The organism is Pseudomonas sp. LS.1a, from assembly GCF_022533585.1.
GTDB lineage: Bacteria > Pseudomonadota > Gammaproteobacteria > Pseudomonadales > Pseudomonadaceae > Aquipseudomonas.
Window position 1 is genome coordinate 4,227,469 of the sequence record NZ_CP092827.1, and the last position, 17,495, is coordinate 4,244,963.

The 17,495-nt window shown below is 63.3% G+C and carries 17 protein-coding genes and 1 pseudogene; 5 read left to right on the forward strand and 13 right to left on the reverse strand.

Features of this window, described 5'->3' with window-relative positions:
- Nucleotides 1–25 precede the first annotated feature (25 nt).
- Complete coding sequence (locus MKK04_RS19630; RefSeq protein WP_233693740.1) at nucleotides 26–1,591, reverse strand: methyl-accepting chemotaxis protein; 1,566 nt, start codon at nucleotides 1,589–1,591, stop codon at nucleotides 26–28.
- Between the two features lie 141 nt (nucleotides 1,592–1,732).
- Complete coding sequence (locus MKK04_RS19635; RefSeq protein ID WP_063912913.1) at nucleotides 1,733–2,626, reverse strand: LysR family transcriptional regulator; 894 nt, start codon at nucleotides 2,624–2,626, stop codon at nucleotides 1,733–1,735.
- Nucleotides 2,627–2,850: 224 nt separating this feature from the next.
- On the opposite strand from MKK04_RS19635, the gene speB reads away from it, so the two are divergent.
- Nucleotides 2,851–3,801: an agmatinase gene (speB, locus tag MKK04_RS19640; protein WP_063912914.1), complete on the forward strand. Its 951-nt coding sequence runs from the start codon at nucleotides 2,851–2,853 to the stop codon at nucleotides 3,799–3,801.
- A 133-nt stretch (nucleotides 3,802–3,934) separates the two neighbouring features.
- Nucleotides 3,935–5,314 carry a sodium:solute symporter gene (locus MKK04_RS19645; protein ID WP_207830924.1) on the forward strand — a complete coding sequence of 460 codons (1,380 nt, stop codon included), beginning with the start codon at nucleotides 3,935–3,937 and terminating at the stop codon, nucleotides 5,312–5,314.
- A gap of 183 nt (nucleotides 5,315–5,497) precedes the next feature.
- Here the strand turns inward: MKK04_RS19645 and MKK04_RS26515 are convergent, their stop codons facing one another.
- Together MKK04_RS26515 and ptrR are read right to left on the reverse strand one after the other, a co-directional pair.
- Nucleotides 5,498–5,626: a PA1414 family protein gene (locus MKK04_RS26515; protein ID WP_009683677.1), complete on the reverse strand. Its 129-nt coding sequence runs from the start codon at nucleotides 5,624–5,626 to the stop codon at nucleotides 5,498–5,500.
- 124 nt (nucleotides 5,627–5,750) lie between these two features.
- A complete protein-coding gene (gene ptrR / locus MKK04_RS19650) occupies nucleotides 5,751–6,644 on the reverse strand; it encodes a putrescine utilization regulator PtrR (protein ID WP_207830922.1) in 894 nt (297 codons plus the stop codon).
- Between the two features lie 106 nt (nucleotides 6,645–6,750).
- On the opposite strand from ptrR, the pseudogene MKK04_RS19655 reads away from it, so the two are divergent.
- Nucleotides 6,751–7,922, forward strand: a pseudogene (locus MKK04_RS19655) (MFS transporter).
- 126 nt (nucleotides 7,923–8,048) lie between these two features.
- Here MKK04_RS19655 and MKK04_RS19660 read toward each other — a convergent pair.
- The 4 genes from MKK04_RS19660 to MKK04_RS19675 all read right to left on the reverse strand — a co-directional run bounded on the left by MKK04_RS19660 (nucleotide 8,049) and on the right by MKK04_RS19675 (nucleotide 10,065).
- A complete protein-coding gene (locus tag MKK04_RS19660; protein ID WP_233687551.1) occupies nucleotides 8,049–8,975 on the reverse strand; it encodes a DMT family transporter in 927 nt (308 codons plus the stop codon).
- Between the two features lie 106 nt (nucleotides 8,976–9,081).
- Nucleotides 9,082–9,477 (reverse strand): transcriptional regulator, encoded by a 396-nt coding sequence (locus MKK04_RS19665; RefSeq protein ID WP_241105899.1) that lies wholly within the window; start codon nucleotides 9,475–9,477, stop codon nucleotides 9,082–9,084.
- Between the two features lie 77 nt (nucleotides 9,478–9,554).
- Nucleotides 9,555–9,809, reverse strand: a complete 255-nt coding sequence (locus MKK04_RS19670; RefSeq protein ID WP_046614667.1) for a BrnA antitoxin family protein — start codon at nucleotides 9,807–9,809, stop codon at nucleotides 9,555–9,557.
- Entirely contained in the window at nucleotides 9,787–10,065 is a 279-nt protein-coding gene (locus MKK04_RS19675; protein ID WP_207830913.1) for a BrnT family toxin, read from the reverse strand. The genes MKK04_RS19670 and MKK04_RS19675 overlap by 23 nt, the downstream gene beginning before the upstream one ends.
- 268 nt (nucleotides 10,066–10,333) lie before the next feature.
- Between MKK04_RS19675 and MKK04_RS19680 the strand changes: the two genes are divergently transcribed.
- Nucleotides 10,334–10,606 (forward strand): hypothetical protein, encoded by a 273-nt coding sequence (locus tag MKK04_RS19680; RefSeq protein ID WP_025340165.1) that lies wholly within the window; start codon nucleotides 10,334–10,336, stop codon nucleotides 10,604–10,606.
- A gap of 125 nt (nucleotides 10,607–10,731) precedes the next feature.
- On the opposite strand, the gene MKK04_RS19685 is transcribed toward MKK04_RS19680, so the two are convergent.
- Complete coding sequence (locus tag MKK04_RS19685; protein WP_241105900.1) at nucleotides 10,732–12,093, reverse strand: DEAD/DEAH box helicase; 1,362 nt, start codon at nucleotides 12,091–12,093, stop codon at nucleotides 10,732–10,734.
- Between the two features lie 103 nt (nucleotides 12,094–12,196).
- On the opposite strand from MKK04_RS19685, the gene MKK04_RS19690 reads away from it, so the two are divergent.
- Complete coding sequence (locus tag MKK04_RS19690; RefSeq protein WP_207830909.1) at nucleotides 12,197–13,498, forward strand: mechanosensitive ion channel family protein; 1,302 nt, start codon at nucleotides 12,197–12,199, stop codon at nucleotides 13,496–13,498.
- Nucleotides 13,499–13,819: 321 nt separating this feature from the next.
- On the opposite strand, the gene MKK04_RS19695 is transcribed toward MKK04_RS19690, so the two are convergent.
- The 4 genes from MKK04_RS19695 to MKK04_RS19710 form a co-directional block, all read right to left on the reverse strand.
- Nucleotides 13,820–15,196 carry a purine-cytosine permease family protein gene (locus tag MKK04_RS19695; protein WP_207830906.1) on the reverse strand — a complete coding sequence of 459 codons (1,377 nt, stop codon included), beginning with the start codon at nucleotides 15,194–15,196 and terminating at the stop codon, nucleotides 13,820–13,822.
- Nucleotides 15,197–15,268: 72 nt separating this feature from the next.
- On the reverse strand, nucleotides 15,269–16,150 hold the full coding sequence (locus MKK04_RS19700) for a carboxylate/amino acid/amine transporter (RefSeq protein ID WP_233693741.1): 882 nt from the start codon (nucleotides 16,148–16,150) through the stop codon (nucleotides 15,269–15,271).
- A 285-nt stretch (nucleotides 16,151–16,435) separates the two neighbouring features.
- Entirely contained in the window at nucleotides 16,436–17,035 is a 600-nt protein-coding gene (locus MKK04_RS19705; protein ID WP_039612586.1) for an FMN-dependent NADH-azoreductase, read from the reverse strand.
- Between the two features lie 111 nt (nucleotides 17,036–17,146).
- A complete protein-coding gene (locus tag MKK04_RS19710) occupies nucleotides 17,147–17,461 on the reverse strand; it encodes a hypothetical protein (RefSeq protein WP_063912931.1) in 315 nt (104 codons plus the stop codon).
- Nucleotides 17,462–17,495: the final 34 nt, after the last annotated feature.

A 17,495-nucleotide genomic window follows, 5' to 3' on the forward strand; every position in this document is an offset into this window, starting at 1 on the left:
GGGCTGCAAAGCAGCCCTTGCGATCTCAACGGTTGAACCGCTCCGCCAAGCTATGCAGGTACTCTGCCATGCGCTCCAGGTCCTGGCTGATTTCCGCGCCCTGCCTGGCCTGCCCGGCACTCTGGTCGCACAGCTGGGCAATCCTCACGATCTGCTGGTTGATGTCCTCGGCTACATGGCTCTGCTGCTCCGACGCCGTCGCCATCTGCTGGCTCATGCCAGTGATGCGGCTGACCGCCTGGGCAATCCCGCTCAATGCCGCCTGCACAGCCTCGACACTGTGCACGCTGTCCCGCGAGATCTGCTCACCACGGTTCGCCGTACTGACCGCACGCTCTGCCCCGGCGCGCAACGACGCGATGATGTGATGGATTTCCTCGGTCGAGGCACGAGTGCGCTGGGCCAACGAACGCACCTCATCCGCCACCACGGCAAACCCGCGCCCCTGTTCGCCGGCGCGTGCCGCTTCAATGGCGGCATTGAGCGCCAGCAGGTTGGTCTGCTCGGCAATCGAAGTGATCACATCGACCACGCTGCCGATCGACTGGGTCTGCTCGGCCAAGGCGTTCACCGCCTGGCCAATGTCATTGACGGCATCGCTCATGCTGCCCATGGCTTTCAGGCTCTGCAGGGCCAGCTCGCTGCCCTGCTGCGCCAGCTGGTCGGCATCACCCGCTGCGTGCGCCGTGCTCTGCACGTTGTGGGTAACCTCCTGGATGGTCGCCGCCATCTGCGCAATGGCAGTGGCGGACTGGTCGGTCTCGTTGCGCTGGCGGTCGAGCATCTGGGCCTGGGCATCGGACAAGTCGGACGACTGCGCCGCCCGCGACTTCACCCCGACCCCGGCATCCACCAGGCGGGTCAAGGCCGTTTGCAGGCGTGCCTCCTCACTGATGATGGCCAGGTCGAGCTGGCCCTGCAGGCCCGGGTTATCGCTGTAGGTCAGCGCCACCAGCGGGCTGGTGAAGGCCTTGGGATGCTCGGCCAGCGTGTGGCGGATGGCCTGGTTCTGCCGGTGCTCGACCAGATACCAGGCCAGCAGCAGGCTGGCCATCAGCACCCCGAGCGCCGCATAAGTCGGCAGCCACAGGTAGCCCGCCGCCGACAGCAGGCCCGCACCGATCAAGGGCCACCCGTGGCCCAGGCCATGCCCAAGCCGGGCCGCCCACGGCACCGGCGCGCGGCCGGCCCGCAAGCGAGCGTACAACGCCTCGGCGCGGCGGATCTGCTCGCGGGTGGGCACCGAGCGCACCGACTCGTAGCCACTGATGCGGCCCTGTTCGTAGATGGCCGTGACATAGGCGCTGACCCAGTAGTAATCGCCGTTCTTCGCACGGTTCTTGACCACGCCCATCCAGGGTTTGCCCTGTTTGATGGTTTCCCACATGTGGCCGAACACCGCCGGCGGCATGTCCGGGTGGCGCACCAGGTTGTGGGGTTGGCCGACCAGCTCGTCGTAGGTGAACCCGCTGATCGCCACGAAAGCGTCGTTGCAGTAGGTGATGCGGCTGTTGAGGTCTGTGGTGGAAATCAGGCGCTGATCGTTGGGAAAGGTTCTTTCGTGCTCAGTGACGGGCAAATTCATGCGCATCTTGGGCAATCCTTGCAAGGAGTAAAGGGGGAGGGTCAGCAACACACGCACATGTGATGTATAGCAGGACGCCATTATGTTGTCGGTCAGCGGCGCCAAGAATTTAGCGCACGCCGACAAACTACAGACAGGCGCCGCCCCTCAGCCGACGTTGAGCTGGCTTTTGAGCAGGTCGCGGAAAGTCTGGATCAACGGCTCGCGACTGCGCCCGCGGCGAATGATCAGCGAGAACGGTGCCTGGTAACCGAAAGTAGACGGCGACAGCACGCGCAAGTCGCCCTTGTCGACCCAGGCCTGGGCATAGTGCTCGGGCAGGTAGCCGATGTAGGCCCCGGAGAGAATCAGGATCAACTGCGCCTCCATGCTCTCCACCGTCGCTGCGCTGTGCTTGAAGCCATGCCGGGCCAGCTCGGCCTGGCTCCAGTAGCCCCGTCCGACCATGCGCTGCTGGGTCACCACCGGCTCGGGAATGCGCCGTTCGGCATACAACGGGTGGCGGCTGCTGCAGTACAGCCAGTGCTGCTCACGGTACAGCGGCTGGTAAAGCAGCCCGCTCATGCGCGAGGAAAACGCCCCGATGGCAAGGTCCAGGCGGTTGTCCTGCACGCCCAGCTGCAGCTCGTAAGGGCTGGACACCGACAGGTGCAGGTGCACCGCCGGGTGTTCCTGGCTGTAGGCGCCGATGGCTTCGGCCAGCGGCAAGGCCCGGTCACCGACGGTGGAGTCGATCACCCCCAGGTTGAGGGTGCCGCGCAACTCGCCCTTCAGGGCGGCGGCATACTGCTCGAAACCGTCCAGCTCGGCCAGCAGGCGCAGGGTCTCCTGATGGAACAGCTCGCCCTTGCTGGTCAGGCTGAAACCGCCACGGCCGCGGTGGCACAGCACGATCCCCAGGGCGCCTTCCAGCTGGCTCATGTAGGTGCTGATGGCCGAGGTCGACAGGTTCAGCTCGCGCTGGGCGTTGGCGAAACCCTGGTGGCGCACCACGCTGACGAAGATGCGCAGCAGTTTCAGGTCGGGCAGGGTCGAGGCCATGGTGCAACGTTCCGCAAGGGTATTTGCGCGCAGTCTAACCGCTCTGCCGGCCTTTAGTTCAGAAATTCCTGAACTAAGTATTTGCCGGTAGCGATTTTTCCCCGGCACTACCTTCAGCAGACTTGGCCGAAATGTCCCTGCCCGCCAGCAAGACCACACCTGGAAGGCGCGCGGCGGCACAGGTTCGAACAACCAGAACAATCGACCGACTGATGAGGCCCACCGTGGACAAGATCCTCCACCAACCACTGGGCGGCAACGAAATGCCGCGTTTCGGCGGCATCGCCACCATGCTCCGCCTCCCCCACCTGCAAAGTGCCCAAGGCCTGGACGCCGCGTTCATCGGCGTGCCACTGGACATCGGCACCTCGCTGCGCTCCGGCACCCGCTTCGGCCCGCGGCAGATCCGCGCCGAATCGGTGATGATCCGCCCGTACAACATGGCCACCGGGGCTGCACCGTTCGACTCGTTGTCGGTGGCCGACATCGGTGACGTGGCAATCAACACTTTCAACCTGCTGGATGCCGTACGCATCATCGAAGAAGCGTATGACGAGATCCTCGAGCACAACGTCATCCCGCTGACCCTGGGTGGCGACCACACCATCACCCTGCCGATCCTGCGCGCGCTGCACAAGAAGCACGGCAAGATCGGCCTGGTGCACATCGATGCCCATGCCGACGTCAACGACCACATGTTCGGCGAGAAGATCGCCCACGGCACCACCTTCCGCCGCGCCGTGGAAGAAGGCCTGCTCGATTGCGAGCGCGTGGTGCAGATCGGCCTGCGCGCCCAGGGTTACACCGCCGATGACTTCAACTGGAGCCGCCGCCAGGGCTTCCGCGTGGTCCAGGCCGAAGAGTGCTGGCACAAGTCGCTGGCGCCACTGATGGCCGAAGTGCGGGAAAAGGTCGGCGGTGGCCCGGTGTACCTGTCGTTCGATATCGACGGCATCGACCCGGCCTGGGCACCAGGCACCGGCACCCCGGAAATCGGCGGCTTGACCACCATCCAGGCGATGGAGATCATTCGCGGCTGCCACGGCCTGGACCTGATCGGCTGTGACCTTGTCGAAGTCTCCCCGCCTTACGACACCACCGGCAACACCTCGCTGCTCGGTGCCAACCTGCTGTTCGAAATGCTCTGCGTGCTACCAGGCGTAGTGCGTCGTTAATACCGCTACACCCCGGCAGGAGCCATGAGGGAGGGCCACAGAGGCCCGCCAACAACACGACAAGACCGCCGGGCGCCGTGAACCCGCCCGCGTGGTCGATCTCGCCATAATAAAGATAATCGGGAGACCCCCAATGGCCTTGGACATCATTGTTGTAATGATCTATACCGTCGGCATGCTCGGGCTTGGCTGGTATGGCATGCGGCGCGCGAAAACCCATGAGGACTACCTGGTGGCCGGGCGCAACCTCGGCCCGGTCCTGTACATGGGCACCATGGCCACTACCGTGCTCGGTGGTGCGTCTACCGTCGGCACCGTACGCCTGGGCTACGTCCACGGCATCTCCGGCTTCTGGCTGTGCGCAGCCCTGGGCCTGGGCATCATCGCCCTCAACCTGTTCCTGGCCAAACCCTTGCTGCGGCTGCGCATCTTCACCGTGACCCAGGTACTGGAGCAGCGCTACAACCCGACCGCACGCCAGGCCAGCGCCGTGATCATGCTGGCCTACGCACTGATGATCGGCGTCACCTCGACCCTGGCCATGGCCACCGTATTGCAGGTGCTGCTGGACCTGCCGTTCTGGGCTTCGCTGCTGCTGGGTGGTGGTGTGGTGGTGCTGTACTCGACCATTGGCGGCATGTGGTCGCTGACCCTGACCGACATCGTCCAGTTCGTGATCAAGACCGTCGGCCTGATGTTCATCCTGCTGCCAGTGTGCCTGTACAAGGCCGGTGGCTGGGACACCCTGGTGGCCAAGCTGCCGGCGGCCAGCTTCCAGCTGACCACCATTGGCTGGGACACCATCATCACCTACTTCCTGATCTACTTCTTCGGCATCCTCATCGGCCAGGACATCTGGCAGCGGGTGTTCACTGCCCGTGACGAGAAGGTCTGCCAGCGTGCCGGTACCACTGCCGGTGTGTACTGCGTACTGTACGGCCTGGCCTGCGCCACGATCGGCATGGCTGCGCACGTGCTGATGCCCGACCTGGCCAACCCGAACAATGCCTTTGCCGAGATGATCAAGACCACCCTGCCCGATGGCATCCGTGGCCTGCTGATGGCAGCGGCGCTGGCCGCCATGATGTCCACCGCCAGCGCCGGCCTGCTGGCTGCGTCGACCACCCTGACCGAAGACCTGCTGCCCAAGCTGCGTGGCGGCAAGCAGTCGAGCCTGGGCGTCAGCCGCCTGTTCACCCTGCTCACCGGGCTGGTGGTGCTGGGCATCGCCCTGATGGTGAACGATGTGATCAACGCCCTGACTTTGGCCTACAACCTGCTGGTCGGCGGCATGCTGATCCCGCTGATCGGGGCGATCTTCTGGAAACGCGCTACCACCGCCGGGGCGATCGCCAGCATGTCGCTGGGCTTCGCTACCGCGCTGCTGTTCATGTTCAAGGATGGGCTGGAGGCCAATACGCCGATCTACTACAGCCTGGCGGTTGGCCTGGTGAGTTTTGTGGTCGTTAGCCTGATGTCGCGTAAATCGGTGGCGGCGGTGAAACTGGCCTGATCTACAGCCTGAACTGGCCTCTTCGCGGGCTCGCCCGCTCCCACAGGGATACCACAAGCCTTGAAATTCATGGGGTACCTGTGGGAGCGGGCAAGCCCGCGAAGAGGCCGGTACAGGCAACACACAACTGGCAGACACGAAAAGGCCGCTGCACCCACCCAGGTGCAGCGGCCTTTGTATTTATCAGCGACGACGCGGTTGGCGTTTGCGCTGCTCCTCATCAGTCGGGATCGGCACCGGCTGCAAGGGTGGTGGAATCAGCCCCAAGGCGACAGCCAGGTCGTGGAGCCAGTTGGACAGTGGTTTATTCATAATGCCCCCTTGACGGGTCAGCCTCACGGCAATTCAATCCTGCGATGTTTCATACAGATCATAGCCCTATGTCCTGTATTACGCATGCCTCTACACCTACAGATACGGGCCATTTTGATACGGATCAAGCCGTAGCGGCGCATTCCGACGACTGGTTAATCGTTTCGCTTTGTTGCAGGTCGATCCAGGCCTGCAAATTCGCCCCGCGCATGCCCTGGCGCCACATCAACCAGGTGACCGCCTGATCGAACGGTGCCTGCAGTTGGTGCACCCGCACCCGGTCGCGCCCGGGCAGGCTGTCGAGCATCGACCGGGCCATCATCGCCACCCCCGCGCCGGCGATCACACAGGCCAGCATGCTCTGGTAAGACTCGATCTCCATCACCCGGCCCATGGGCGTATGGGCATGGGCATACCAGGCCTCCAGACGCATGCGGTACGAGCAGCCCTGACGGAAGGTGAACACCGCCTTGCCCGCCACATCCTTGGCAGTGTGCACCACAGGATGCTCAGGGCTGGTGATCAGCACCAGTTCCTCCTCGCACAACGGCACGCCATCCAGCCCCGCCAGGCTCGGCGGCCCGTCCACCAGGGCCGCGTCCAGGCTGTGGTTGAGCAGGCCTTCCAGCAGTTCGCCACTGGGCGCGGCGCGCACCTGCAGGTTCACCGCCGGGTAGGCCTGATGATAACGCGCCAGCAACGCCGGCAAATGGGTCGCTGCCGTGCTGTACATGGTCCCCAGCACGAAGTCCCCGGCCGGTTGGCCACCCCGCACGGCGGCCAGCGCCTCGTCGCGCAAGGCTGACATGCGGCTGGCGTAGTCCAGCAGCACCTTGCCCGCCGGCGACAGCTGCAGGCGCTGGCGCTCGCGCAGGAACAGCTCGACACCCAGCTGCTCTTCGAGCTGGCGCAAGCGCGTCGACAGGTTCGACGGCACCCGATGCAGGCGCTCTGCGGCGCGGGTGACCGAACCCTCCTCGGCCACGGCCTGGAAGATACGCAGCTGGCTGAATTCCACGACATTCTCCAAAACAGAACAACTTGATCATCATTATTCAATTTTATTGAAAAAGAAACCGCCCTAACCTGCCAGCCATCGCTTACATCCGTGCAGGAGACTTGCCATGTCGCCACTCATTCAACTGCTGGCCAGCGCCGTGGCGCTGATGATGGCCATGGGCATCGGCCGCTTCGCCCTTACCCCGCAGCTGCCGCAACTGATCGCCGAAGGCCAGTTCGACCTGACGGTCGCCGGGCTGGTGGCAGCGGCCAACTACCTGGGTTACTTCATCGGCGCGGTCGACGCCATGTTCGCCCGCGCGCCGGGCCAGGTGCGCCTGCGCCTGCATGGCGGGCTGTGGCTGTGCGTGCTGCTGACCCTGGCCTCATGGGCCGCCGACGGGTTCTGGAGCCACCTGTTGCTGCGCTTCGGCACCGGCGTGGCCAGCGCCTGGGTGCTGGTGATGATCACCAGCCTCAGCCAGCAGGTAGCCAATGCCAACAACCGCCAGCGCCTGGGTGCCCTGGTGTTCGCCGGGCCCGGCCTGGGCATTGCGCTGACGGGTTTGCTGGCGCTGGTGGCGCATTTGTGGGGACTGGGCTCGGCTGCACTGTGGCTGATCTATGCCGTGGCCGCGCTGGTGATGCTGCTGGCGCTCCGGCCTTGGCTGCCCCGGGCGCTGCAAGCGGCGCCGGTGCCGTCGGCTGCAGGCCAGGGCCCGACGCGCAGTGTCGGCATCGGCCGCCTGGGGCTGGTTTATGCCCTGTATGGCGTGGGTTACATCCTGCCGGCCACCTTTCTGTCGCAGATGGCCAACCAACAGTTCCGCGGGCAGTGGCTGGCCGACTTGTTCTGGCCGGCGTTCGGCCTGGCGGCGGCGCTGGGGGTGCTGCTGGTGAGCCTGCGGCGTGGTGGCCGCACCTCGACCTGGTTGACCGCCACCCTGTGGTTGCAGGGGCTGGGCGTGCTGGCCTGCCTGATGGGCGGGGGTGTCGGGCTGGCGTTGGGCGTGGTGCTGTGTGGCGGGCCGTTCCTGGCCTGCATGCAGCTGGTGATGCAGCGCTCGCGGGAGCTGGCGCCGCATGCCACGCAGCGCAATGCCGGGCTGCTGACGGCGTGCTTTGCCCTGGGGCAGTTGAGCGGGCCGTTGCTGGCCGCGCTCAGCAGCCATTACAGCGGCGGGCTGCAGCCGGCGCTGATGGTGGCGGCGGGAGGGTTGGTGGTGGCTGGGGGTTGGTGCTGTTTGCCGGCTCTGCACCGCAGGGCAGCGCCTGTCAGGCCAAGGCTGCATCCTGAATTGCAGTTGCCTGTGCCGGCCTCTTCGCGGGTAAACCCGCTCCCACAGGTACTGCACAGGTCTTGAGGATCGTGCCCCCCTGTGGGAGCGGGTTTACCCGCGAAGAGGCCGGCACAGGCTACAGATTACCCAACAAGCTTACGCAGTTGCTGCTTCACCCAAGGCTCGGCACTCACCAGGATCACCCCCAGCAGCACCATCAACGCGCCAACCACAAAGTTCAGGCTCAGCGGCTCATCCAGCAGCAACACGCCAAAGGTCACCCCGAACAGCGGGGTGATGAACGAAAACACCGCCAGGTTCGACGCCAGGTACTTGCGCAGCAACCAGAACCAGGTCAGGTAGCTGATGAACGACACCACAATCCCCTGGAACAGCACGCTACCCATCGCCAACGGTGTAAACGACACCGCGCCGATCTGCCCACTGAGCAAGGCAATCAGCAGCAACCCGGCAAAGCCCACCGCCAACTGATAGAACAGGGTCAGGGTGGCCGGCGCTTCCGACAGCCGCGAGCAACGCACCACCACCGTGGTCGCGCCCCAGGCCAGCCCCGCAATCACGCCAAACGCATCCCCCAACAGGGTGCGGCCATCCATGTGCTCGAACGACATACCGCCGGCAAATGCCATGGCAATGCCGCCGAAGGCCAGCAGAATCCCCAGCCACTGCAGCAGCCGCAGGCGTTCGCTGGGCAACCGGAAATGCAGGCCCAACGCGGTGAACACCGGCGCGGTATAGAGGAACACCGACATGTGCGCCGCCGAGGTCAGCTTCAGCCCCTCGGCAATGAACAGGAACTCCAGGCCGAACAGCCCGCCCGCCACCACCCCGGCACGCCAGGTGCTGCCGACCTGCTCCCAGCCACCACGCCAGCACAGCATCAGGCCCACCAGCACGGCGGCGATGCCGTTGCGCAAGGCCGCCTGCATCACCGGGGCGATATCGACAGCGGCGGTCTTGATCAACACCTGCTGGCAGCCCCAGATCAGGCACAGCCCCAGCATCACCTGGAAGGCAAAGGCATCAGGGTTCTTGCGGACCGCGCTCATGGGCGGGCCTCTGAAATGGTCATTGGCATGGGCAAGGGCTCGGCAGTGTTCAGGAACTACCGATTATCGGGTGTCCATGGCCGCCCTTGCCAGCCTCAAAACGACCTCAGGCGATCTGTGCCTTCGCCGACACCTGCTCGAAGGTGGTTTCGTCCAGCGCGTCCTCCTGCTCGTCCAGCACCTGGCGCGGGTGCTCGAAGCCGGGGATGCTGCTGTCGATCAGGCTCAGCAGCCGCGAACCGCGCTCGGTCAGCACGAAGTTCTCGCCATTGCCACCGTCCTCTTCGGGCCGGGCTTCGATAAAGCCACGTTCGAACAGCAGCCTTTCGTACTCGCAGGCACGGGTTTTCAGGTGGTCCAGGTCGCCCACCGGCTCCCCCTTGGCGGCCAGTGCCGCAGCGTGCTGCTCGGCATAGGGGCGTGGCGTGAAGCTGTGACCGGCGCCGTTCTGCACCTCGTGCAGCAAACGCTCGATCAGGTCCCAGTCGTAGGCGATGCTCATGGCTACGGGCTCCTGCTGTGGACGGAAGGGGTACACAGGTTGGGACCTGTCGAGGTTGCCCGGCGTTCCGAAATATCTCAGCGCTGGCGTTGTTGCGCTTGCATGTACTGGCGCAGCAACTGGTTGATCCGGGTCTGGTAGCCACTACCCTGCTCTTTGAACCAGGCGAGGACATCGGAATCGAGGCGAATGGTCACCGTCTGCTTGGCTGGAACTCGCAGCTCGGCCTCTCGGAAGAAATTTTCATCCAGCTCAGGAATATCCGAGGTATCAATAGCCTGGTCGTCCTGTCGAGCCAGGCGACTCCAGTCAGTTTTCGATGCTTTGGTCATAATGTTTGGCCTCCCATCTGGTGGCTTTGCATGCAGAAATGATGCGAATGACATCACCCTGCCTTTCCGTGTACACGACCACGCCTATCAGACACTTCAGCCAGCCCAGGCAGACCCAGCGTTCCTCATCGTGGTCCGGATTGTCATCGCGGCGAATCAGCATCGGGTGATTGAACATATCCGGAACATCGCTGAAGTCGATGCCGTGCTTGCGGATGTTTATCTGGTTCTTGGCATCGTCCCATTCAAAGAACATGGGACGCTCCGTATTTACATCTGTACATACGATACCTCCTGATCCAGGCCAAGGCTAGGGAGCGATCGCCCACTCTTCAATAGCTTCAGGAGGTTTTGGGAAAGGGATTACAACCTGGAGGGAAGTGGCCTGGCCAAATGGCTCACAAGGCTAGGTCAGATGCCCGGCTGCGGACAGGCTGACCATGAAGTGCCACCGGTCGAAGGCGCTGAACTAACGGCCAGGCACATGCCTCCACCGGGCATTACCACCGCCGGAGGTAGGAAGGATGAAACTGCTGCTGCCCATTGCCTGCGCCACTGCCCTGTTCTGCGCCCTGCCCGCCTGGGCCTGCACACCGGAAGAAGCGACGCAGAAACGCGAAGAGCTGGCCGGGTTGGTCACCCAGTTGACCGAGCAGAACCCGCAGAAGGCCAAGGAGATCAATGACGAGCTTCAAGGGATGGAGCTTGGGACGGCGAGCAAGGATTTGCCCGACAAGTGTCAGCTGATCGACAAGCGGATCAAGGAGTTGAAAGAGGCGGAGAAAAAGGCTGAATAGTGGCCGCCTGTGCTGGCCTCTTCGCGGGTAAACCCGCTCCCACAGGGATCGCACAGGCCTGGAAGCCTGTAGGGTCGCTGTGGGAGCGGGTTCACCCGCGAAGAAGCTAACACCGTTACCGAGCGTTACTCAGCCGCAGGCTTGCGCTTCTTCAGCGGCGCCAGGCCGTCAGCGCTGGCCAGCGGTGCGTTGGCCTTCGGCTTGGCGGTTGGCTTGCGCTTGGCGGCTGCCTTCTTGTCACCGGTCTTCTTCTCGACCTTTTTCTTCTTGCTGCCCGCCGCCTTGCCCGAGGCCTTGACCTTCTTAGGCCCGTTGTAGGTGCCCTTCACTTCCTTGATTACCCGGCGCTCGAATTGCTGCTTGAGGTAGCGCTCGATGCTCGACATCAGGTTCCAGTCGTTGTGGGTGATCAGCGAGATCGCCAGGCCTTCGCCACCGGCACGGCCGGTACGGCCCACGCGGTGCACGTACTCGTCACCGCTGCGCGGCATGTCGAAGTTGATCACCAGGTCCAGGCCGTCGATGTCCAGGCCACGGGCCGCAACGTCGGTAGCCACCAGTACCTTGGAGCTGCCCTGCTTGAAGCGGTCCAGGGCCAGCTTGCGGTCCTTCTGGTCCTTCTCGCCATGCAGCACGAAGGCCTTCACGTCCTTGGCCACCAGGTGGCCGTAGATACGGTCGGCCAGGGCGCGGGTGTTGGTGAAGATGATCGCCTTGTCGAAGGTTTCGTTGGCCAGCAGCCACTGCACGATCTGCTCTTTGTGCTGGTCGTGGTCGGCGGTGATGATCTGCTGGCGGGTGCCTTCGGCCAGCTGCGAAACGCTGTTGAGCATCAGGTGCTCAGGGTCTTTCAGCACCTTGCCGATCATGTCGCGCAGGGCCGCACCACCGGTGGTGGCAGAGAACAGCAGGGTCTGCTGGCGGTTCTCGCACTCCTTGCACAGGCGCTCCATGTCTTCGGCGAAGCCCATGTCGAGCATGCGGTCGGCTTCGTCGAGGATCAGCACCTGCACGTGGGACAGGTCGAGGTTGCCGGCGTTCAGCTGCTCCAGCAGGCGACCCGGGGTGCCGATCAGCACGTCCGGCACCTTGCGCAGCATGGCGGCCTGTTCCTTGAAGTCTTCACCACCGGTGACCAGGCCCGACTTGATGTAGGTGAACTGCGAGAACAGCTGCACCTGCTTGAGGGTCTGCTGGGCCAGTTCACGGGTCGGCAGCAGGATCAGCGCACGGATCTCCACGCGGCGCTCGCGCAGGTCGACCAGGCGGTTGAGCAGCGGCAGCACGAAGGCTGCGGTCTTGCCGCTGCCGGTCTGCGCGGTCACGCGCAGGTCACGCCCTTGCAGGGCCAGGGGGATGGCCGCGGCCTGCACCGGGGTTGGCTCGACAAAGTTAAGCTCGGCCACGGCTTTAAGCAGGCGTTCGTGCAGGGCGAATTGGGAGAACACGGAGGTAACCTCAGGCAAGTGCGGGAAATTCAGTTGCATAGGGTAACGTTTTCTGCCGCCTTAGCCGAATTTCTTTTGGCAACTTTGTCGCCATACGCGCTCTAATGGCGCTTCGTTTGGCAACAAGACTGTACGCAAGCCCATGGATATCCAACGAATCTGGCGTGACTCCCTCGACCTGTGGGGCACCCTTGACCAACATCCGATGTTGCACGCGGCCATCGGCCTGGCGGTGCTGCTGCTGGTTTCCCTGGTCATCGGCCGCCTGGCGCGCTTCCTGGTGCTGCATGGCGCCCGCCTGCTGGCCCGCCAGCCAGCGCTGAAGTGGCTGGATGACCTGCGCAACAACAAGGTGTTCCACCGCCTGGCGCAGACCACGCCGTCACTGGTGCTGCAGTTCGGCCTGAAACTGGTGCCCGAGCTGTCCGACACCGCCCAGCACTTCCTCGGCAATGTCGCTCTGGCCTTTACCCTGCTGTTCATGACCATGGCGCTGTCGTGCCTGCTGGATGCCCTGCTCGACATCTATGCCCGCACCGAACACGCCCGCACCCGCTCGATCAAGGGCTACGTGCAGCTGGCCAAGATGATGTTGTGGATCTTCGCCGCCATCGTCATCGTCGCCACCCTGATCGACCGCTCGCCACTGTTGCTGCTGTCGGGCCTGGGTGCCATGTCGGCGGTGCTGCTGTTGGTGTACAAGGACACCCTGCTGTCGTTCGTCGCCAGCGTGCAGCTGACCAGCAACGACATGCTGCACGTGGGCGACTGGATCGAAATGCCCCAGGTGGGCGCCGATGGCGACGTGGTGGACATCACCCTGCACACCGTGAAGGTGCAGAACTTCGACAAGACCATCGTCTCCATCCCCACCTGGCGCCTGATGAGCGAGTCGTTCCGCAACTACCGCGGCATGCAGCAGTCCGGTGGCCGGCGCATCAAGCGCAGCCTGTTCATCGATGCGGCCGGGGTGCGCTTTCTCACCCGCGAAGAGGAACACCGCCTGAGCCAGGTGCACCTGCTGGCCGACTACCTGGCCGCCAAGCGTCAGGAACTGCAGCGCTGGAACGAGGCCATGGGGCCGGTGGCCGAGCTGTCGGCCAACCGCCGCAAGCTCACCAACATAGGCACCTTCCGCGCGTTTGCCCTGGCCTACCTGAAGAACCACCCCAATGTTCACCCGAACATGACCTGCATGGTACGGCAGATGCAGACCACCGCCGAGGGCGTACCGCTGGAGATCTACTGCTTTACCACCACCACCGTGTGGGCCGATTACGAGCGGATCCAGGGGGATATCTTCGACTACCTGCTAGCGGTGTTGCCGGAATTTGGCTTGAGCCTGTATCAGCAGCCGAGTGGCAACGACATGCGGGTGGGGTTGAGCGGGCGTGTATCGCAAGAGCCTGTGCCGCGTCGGCTGGAAGAAATGAGCGAGGCTTGAGATTGCCAGGGCTGCTTCGTAGCCCATGGCCCAGCCCTTTGGGCTGCGCTGTCGCGTAGATAACTGAAATTGCAAGCAATCCGCGCACCCTGTGGGAGCGGCTTTAGCCGCGAAGAATCCAACGCGGTGCATGGCACCGGCTGCGCCGGTGTTCGCGGCTAAAGCCGCTCCCACAGGGCCCCTGCTAATTCAATGAGTTATGTGCAGTTCAATGAGAGCTGGCTTGCCGGCGATGGGCCGCAAAGCGGCCCCAAATTGCTTGATTGACAGGCATTACGCCTGAGGGGTGTTTAAGCAGCCCCTTTCCGTGCCAAGGCCGAGTCAGGGGTGCGCATTCCAGGTTGTCGAAAGCGGCTTGCTCTCGCGTCCATGGACCATGCAATACAGCGCGCCAGCCAGGATCAACCCCATCGCCCAACTGATGTCCGCCCCCAGCCACTCGGCCACGAAGCCCGTGTAGAACGACAGCTTCATGAACGGGATGGTACCGATGATCGACACGGCGTACACCGCCAGGCTTCGACGATTGAAGCAGCCATAACGCCCCTTGGCGTCATACAGCGCCCCCACATCATAGTGGCCGCGGCACACCCAGTAGTAATCCACCAGGTTGATCGCGCTCCATGGAATCAGCAGGTACAGCTGGCCGATCAGGATGTCGGCAAAGAACGTATCGAAATTGTACTGGGTGGCGATGGCGATCACCGTTGCCGCTGCGGTCAGGCCAGCCATTACCAGGGCCTTGGCAGTCGCGGTCACGCGCCGGATGGTCTTGAAGGCGCCAAAGATCGTGACCGACGACATGTAGGCACTGTACAGGCACAGGACGTTGTACTGGATCACCCCCAGCGCAATCACTGCCAGCGCCAACGGCGCCCACGGGCCAAACAACGCGGCAATGGCTGTGGCCGGGTCATGCCCCAGTGCCGAGGGCAGCTCCACGGCTACCAGCGCGCCCAATGCCATCATGGCGAAGGAGCCCAGCGCACAACCGCAATAGGTGGCCCAGAACGTGGCGCGCGGGTTGACGTTGGCCGGGAGGTAGCGCGAGTAATCGGCCACATACGGGCCATACCCCAGCGTCCACGAGGCCGACTGGGCAACGATCAGGTTGAACGCGGTGAACGAAAAGCCGGTACTCACCGCCGTTGTGGTTGCCATGTCGCCGGGGTGCAGCAGAATCAGCACCAGGGCACCAGCAAAAACCAAGGTGGACAACAGGCTCATCCACGCCCCGAGGCGGTGGATGAGTTCGTAGCCGACAAAGCCGATGACAAAGGTCAGCAAGCCAACCACCACGATCGCCTGGTCATCGCTCATGGGCACCAGGGCCTGCAGGGCATTGCGCATCAGCACGCCGCTGGCGGCGAGGAACAGGACTGCGGCCGTGACCATCACCAGCAGTGGGAGCGCCGCGCCATGGACACCGAACTGGGCCCGGCTCTGGATCATCTGTGGCACGCCCAGGTGTGGCCCCTGGGCAGAGTGCGCGGCCATGAACACGGTGCCGATCAGGTTGCCGACCAACAGGCCCAGCAAGGTCCAGCCCAGGCTCAGCCCCGAGGCCACGCCCAGGGTGCCGACCATCAGGGCGGTTATCTGGAAGTTGGAGCTGAACCAGATGGTGAACAATCGTTTAGGCGTGCCATAACGCTCAGCGTGTGGGACAAATTCGATACTTCGCGTTTCTAGCTTCACGCCGGTCTCCCGATTTTATTTTCATGATTATCGGGTAGGTACCGGCGGGATTTGGGTTCAGTAACGAACGCGTCATAGCTGACTGCGCCATGGCTTGCTTGATAACGTCAGGGTACCCAGGCGGCTCATCCACACCGACGCCAGGATCACCGCCCCGCCGATGAACAGCCTGCCCAGTGGTTCGTCCTGGTTCCAGATCAGCAAATTGATCAGCAGCCCTACCGGTACATGCAGGTTGTTCATCACCGCCAGCGTCGCGCCCGAAACCAGGCAGGCGCCCTTGTTCCACCAATACAGCCCCAGCGCCGTCGGGCACAGGCCCAGGAACAGCAACACCAGCCACTGCACGTTGCTGGTCGGCAAATGCTGGGCATTGCCAAACAGCAGGAAGGCCGGCAACACCACGATCAACGCGCCCAGGTAGAAATAGCCAAAGCGCTTGTAGTGCGGCAGGTCGCTGGGGTGGCGTGCGACCAGGTGGCGGTACAGCACCTGGCCGGCGGCATAGGTAAAGTTGGCCAGTTGCAGCAGCAGGAAGCCGATGAAGAACTCGCCGCTGATGGTGTCGAAGCGGATCACCGCAGCACCGGCCACCGCCACCAGCGCTGCCACCAGGGCCCACGGGTTGAAGCGCCGGTTCATGGCGTCTTCGATCAGCGTCACGTGCAACGGCGTGAGAATGGTGAACAGCAGCACCTCCGGTACGGTGAGCACGCGAAAGCTCAGGTACAGGCAGACGTAGGTGATGCCGTACTGCAGCGCACCGATCAGCAGCATCGCGCGCATGAAGCGCGGCTCGACCTGGCGCCAGCGGGTCAGCGGCAGGAACACCAGGCCAGCCAGCACCACGCGCGCGAGCACGGCAAAGTAGCTGTCGACGTGCCCGGCCAGGTACTCGCCAATCAGGCTGAAGGAAAACGCCTGGATCAGCGCGACGATTATCAGGTAGCCCATGGTTGCCTCTCGTGGATCAAGGCCGCGACCTTAGCGGGTTGCGATGAATGAGTTCAACCATGAGGAATGTGGGGCTGTGCCGGCCTCTTCGCGGGTAAACCCGCTCCCACAGGGACACTACTGATCTCAGGTGCCGTGATATTCCTGTGGGAGCGGGTTTACCCGCGAAGAGGCCGGCACAGGCCCCCACAAAATTCACAGGCATAAAAAAGCCCGGCCATGCGGGCCGGGCAGGTACACCCAAAGGAGCAACAACAGGTGTCAGGGTTGGGAATTCGCTAAGCTTCAGGCCACCGCCGCCAGCTTGGCCTTGGCCTGGTTGACGCCCTTCTCGTGGAACTCGCCGCTCATGTTCAGGCCTTCGGCATGGATGAAGTCGACATCGTGAATGCCGATGAAGGCCATTACCTGGCGCAGGTACGGTTCCTGGTGGTCGCTGGTGGCACCGGCGTGGATGCCGCCACGGGCCGTCAGGACAATGGCGCGCTTGCCGGTCAGCAAGCCCTGCGGGCCGGTGGGGGTGTACTTGAAGGTGATGCCGGCACGCAGCACGTGGTCCAGCCAGGCCTTGAGGGTGCTGGGGATGGTGAAGTTGTACATCGGCGCAGCCATCACCAGCACATCGGCAGCAAGCAATTCATCAGTCAGTTGGTTGGATCGGGCCAGCGCTTCCAGTTCGGCAGCGCTGCGCTGTTCTTCAGGCTTCATCCAGCCACCCAGCAGGTTGGCGTCCAGGTGCGGCACCGGGTTCACGGCCAGGTCGCGCACGCTGATCTGATCGGCCGGGTGGGCGGCCTGCCACTGCTGGATGAAATCACGGGTCAGCTGACGGGAAACGGAATCCTGCTGGCGGGCGCTGCTTTCGATGATCAGTACGCGGGACATTGGGGGTGCCTCCATCGGCAAAAAGGGTTGCGATTCGATGGAGGTGAGATTACGGCTTGACCTATCGATAAAAAAGCGTAAAAAATGGGTTCAATCTATCGATTTATCAGCTTATTCTGCAGTGCAGTTCAAGGCGATCCGTAGTTTGATGATCTGCCGGTTGAACTTGGCGGTGACATCGACACTTTTCCCGGCCGGTACCATCACCCGGCGCACCCGTGGTGCTTCCGGGCCGTTGCGGAAGGTCACCTTGCACGCGGCCGGTACCTGCCCATAGTTGTTGAGGGTGATGGCGCCAATGTCATAGGCCGTGTCATAGGCGGTGTAGTCGAGCTTGACTCCGGTCAGTTCCTTCTCCACGTCGATGGGATAAGCCATGGCCCCGAGGGGCAGGCACATCAGTATTGCCGCACAACATTTCTTCATGGGCCGCTCTCCTTGAAAGAGCGCAGCTTAGGAC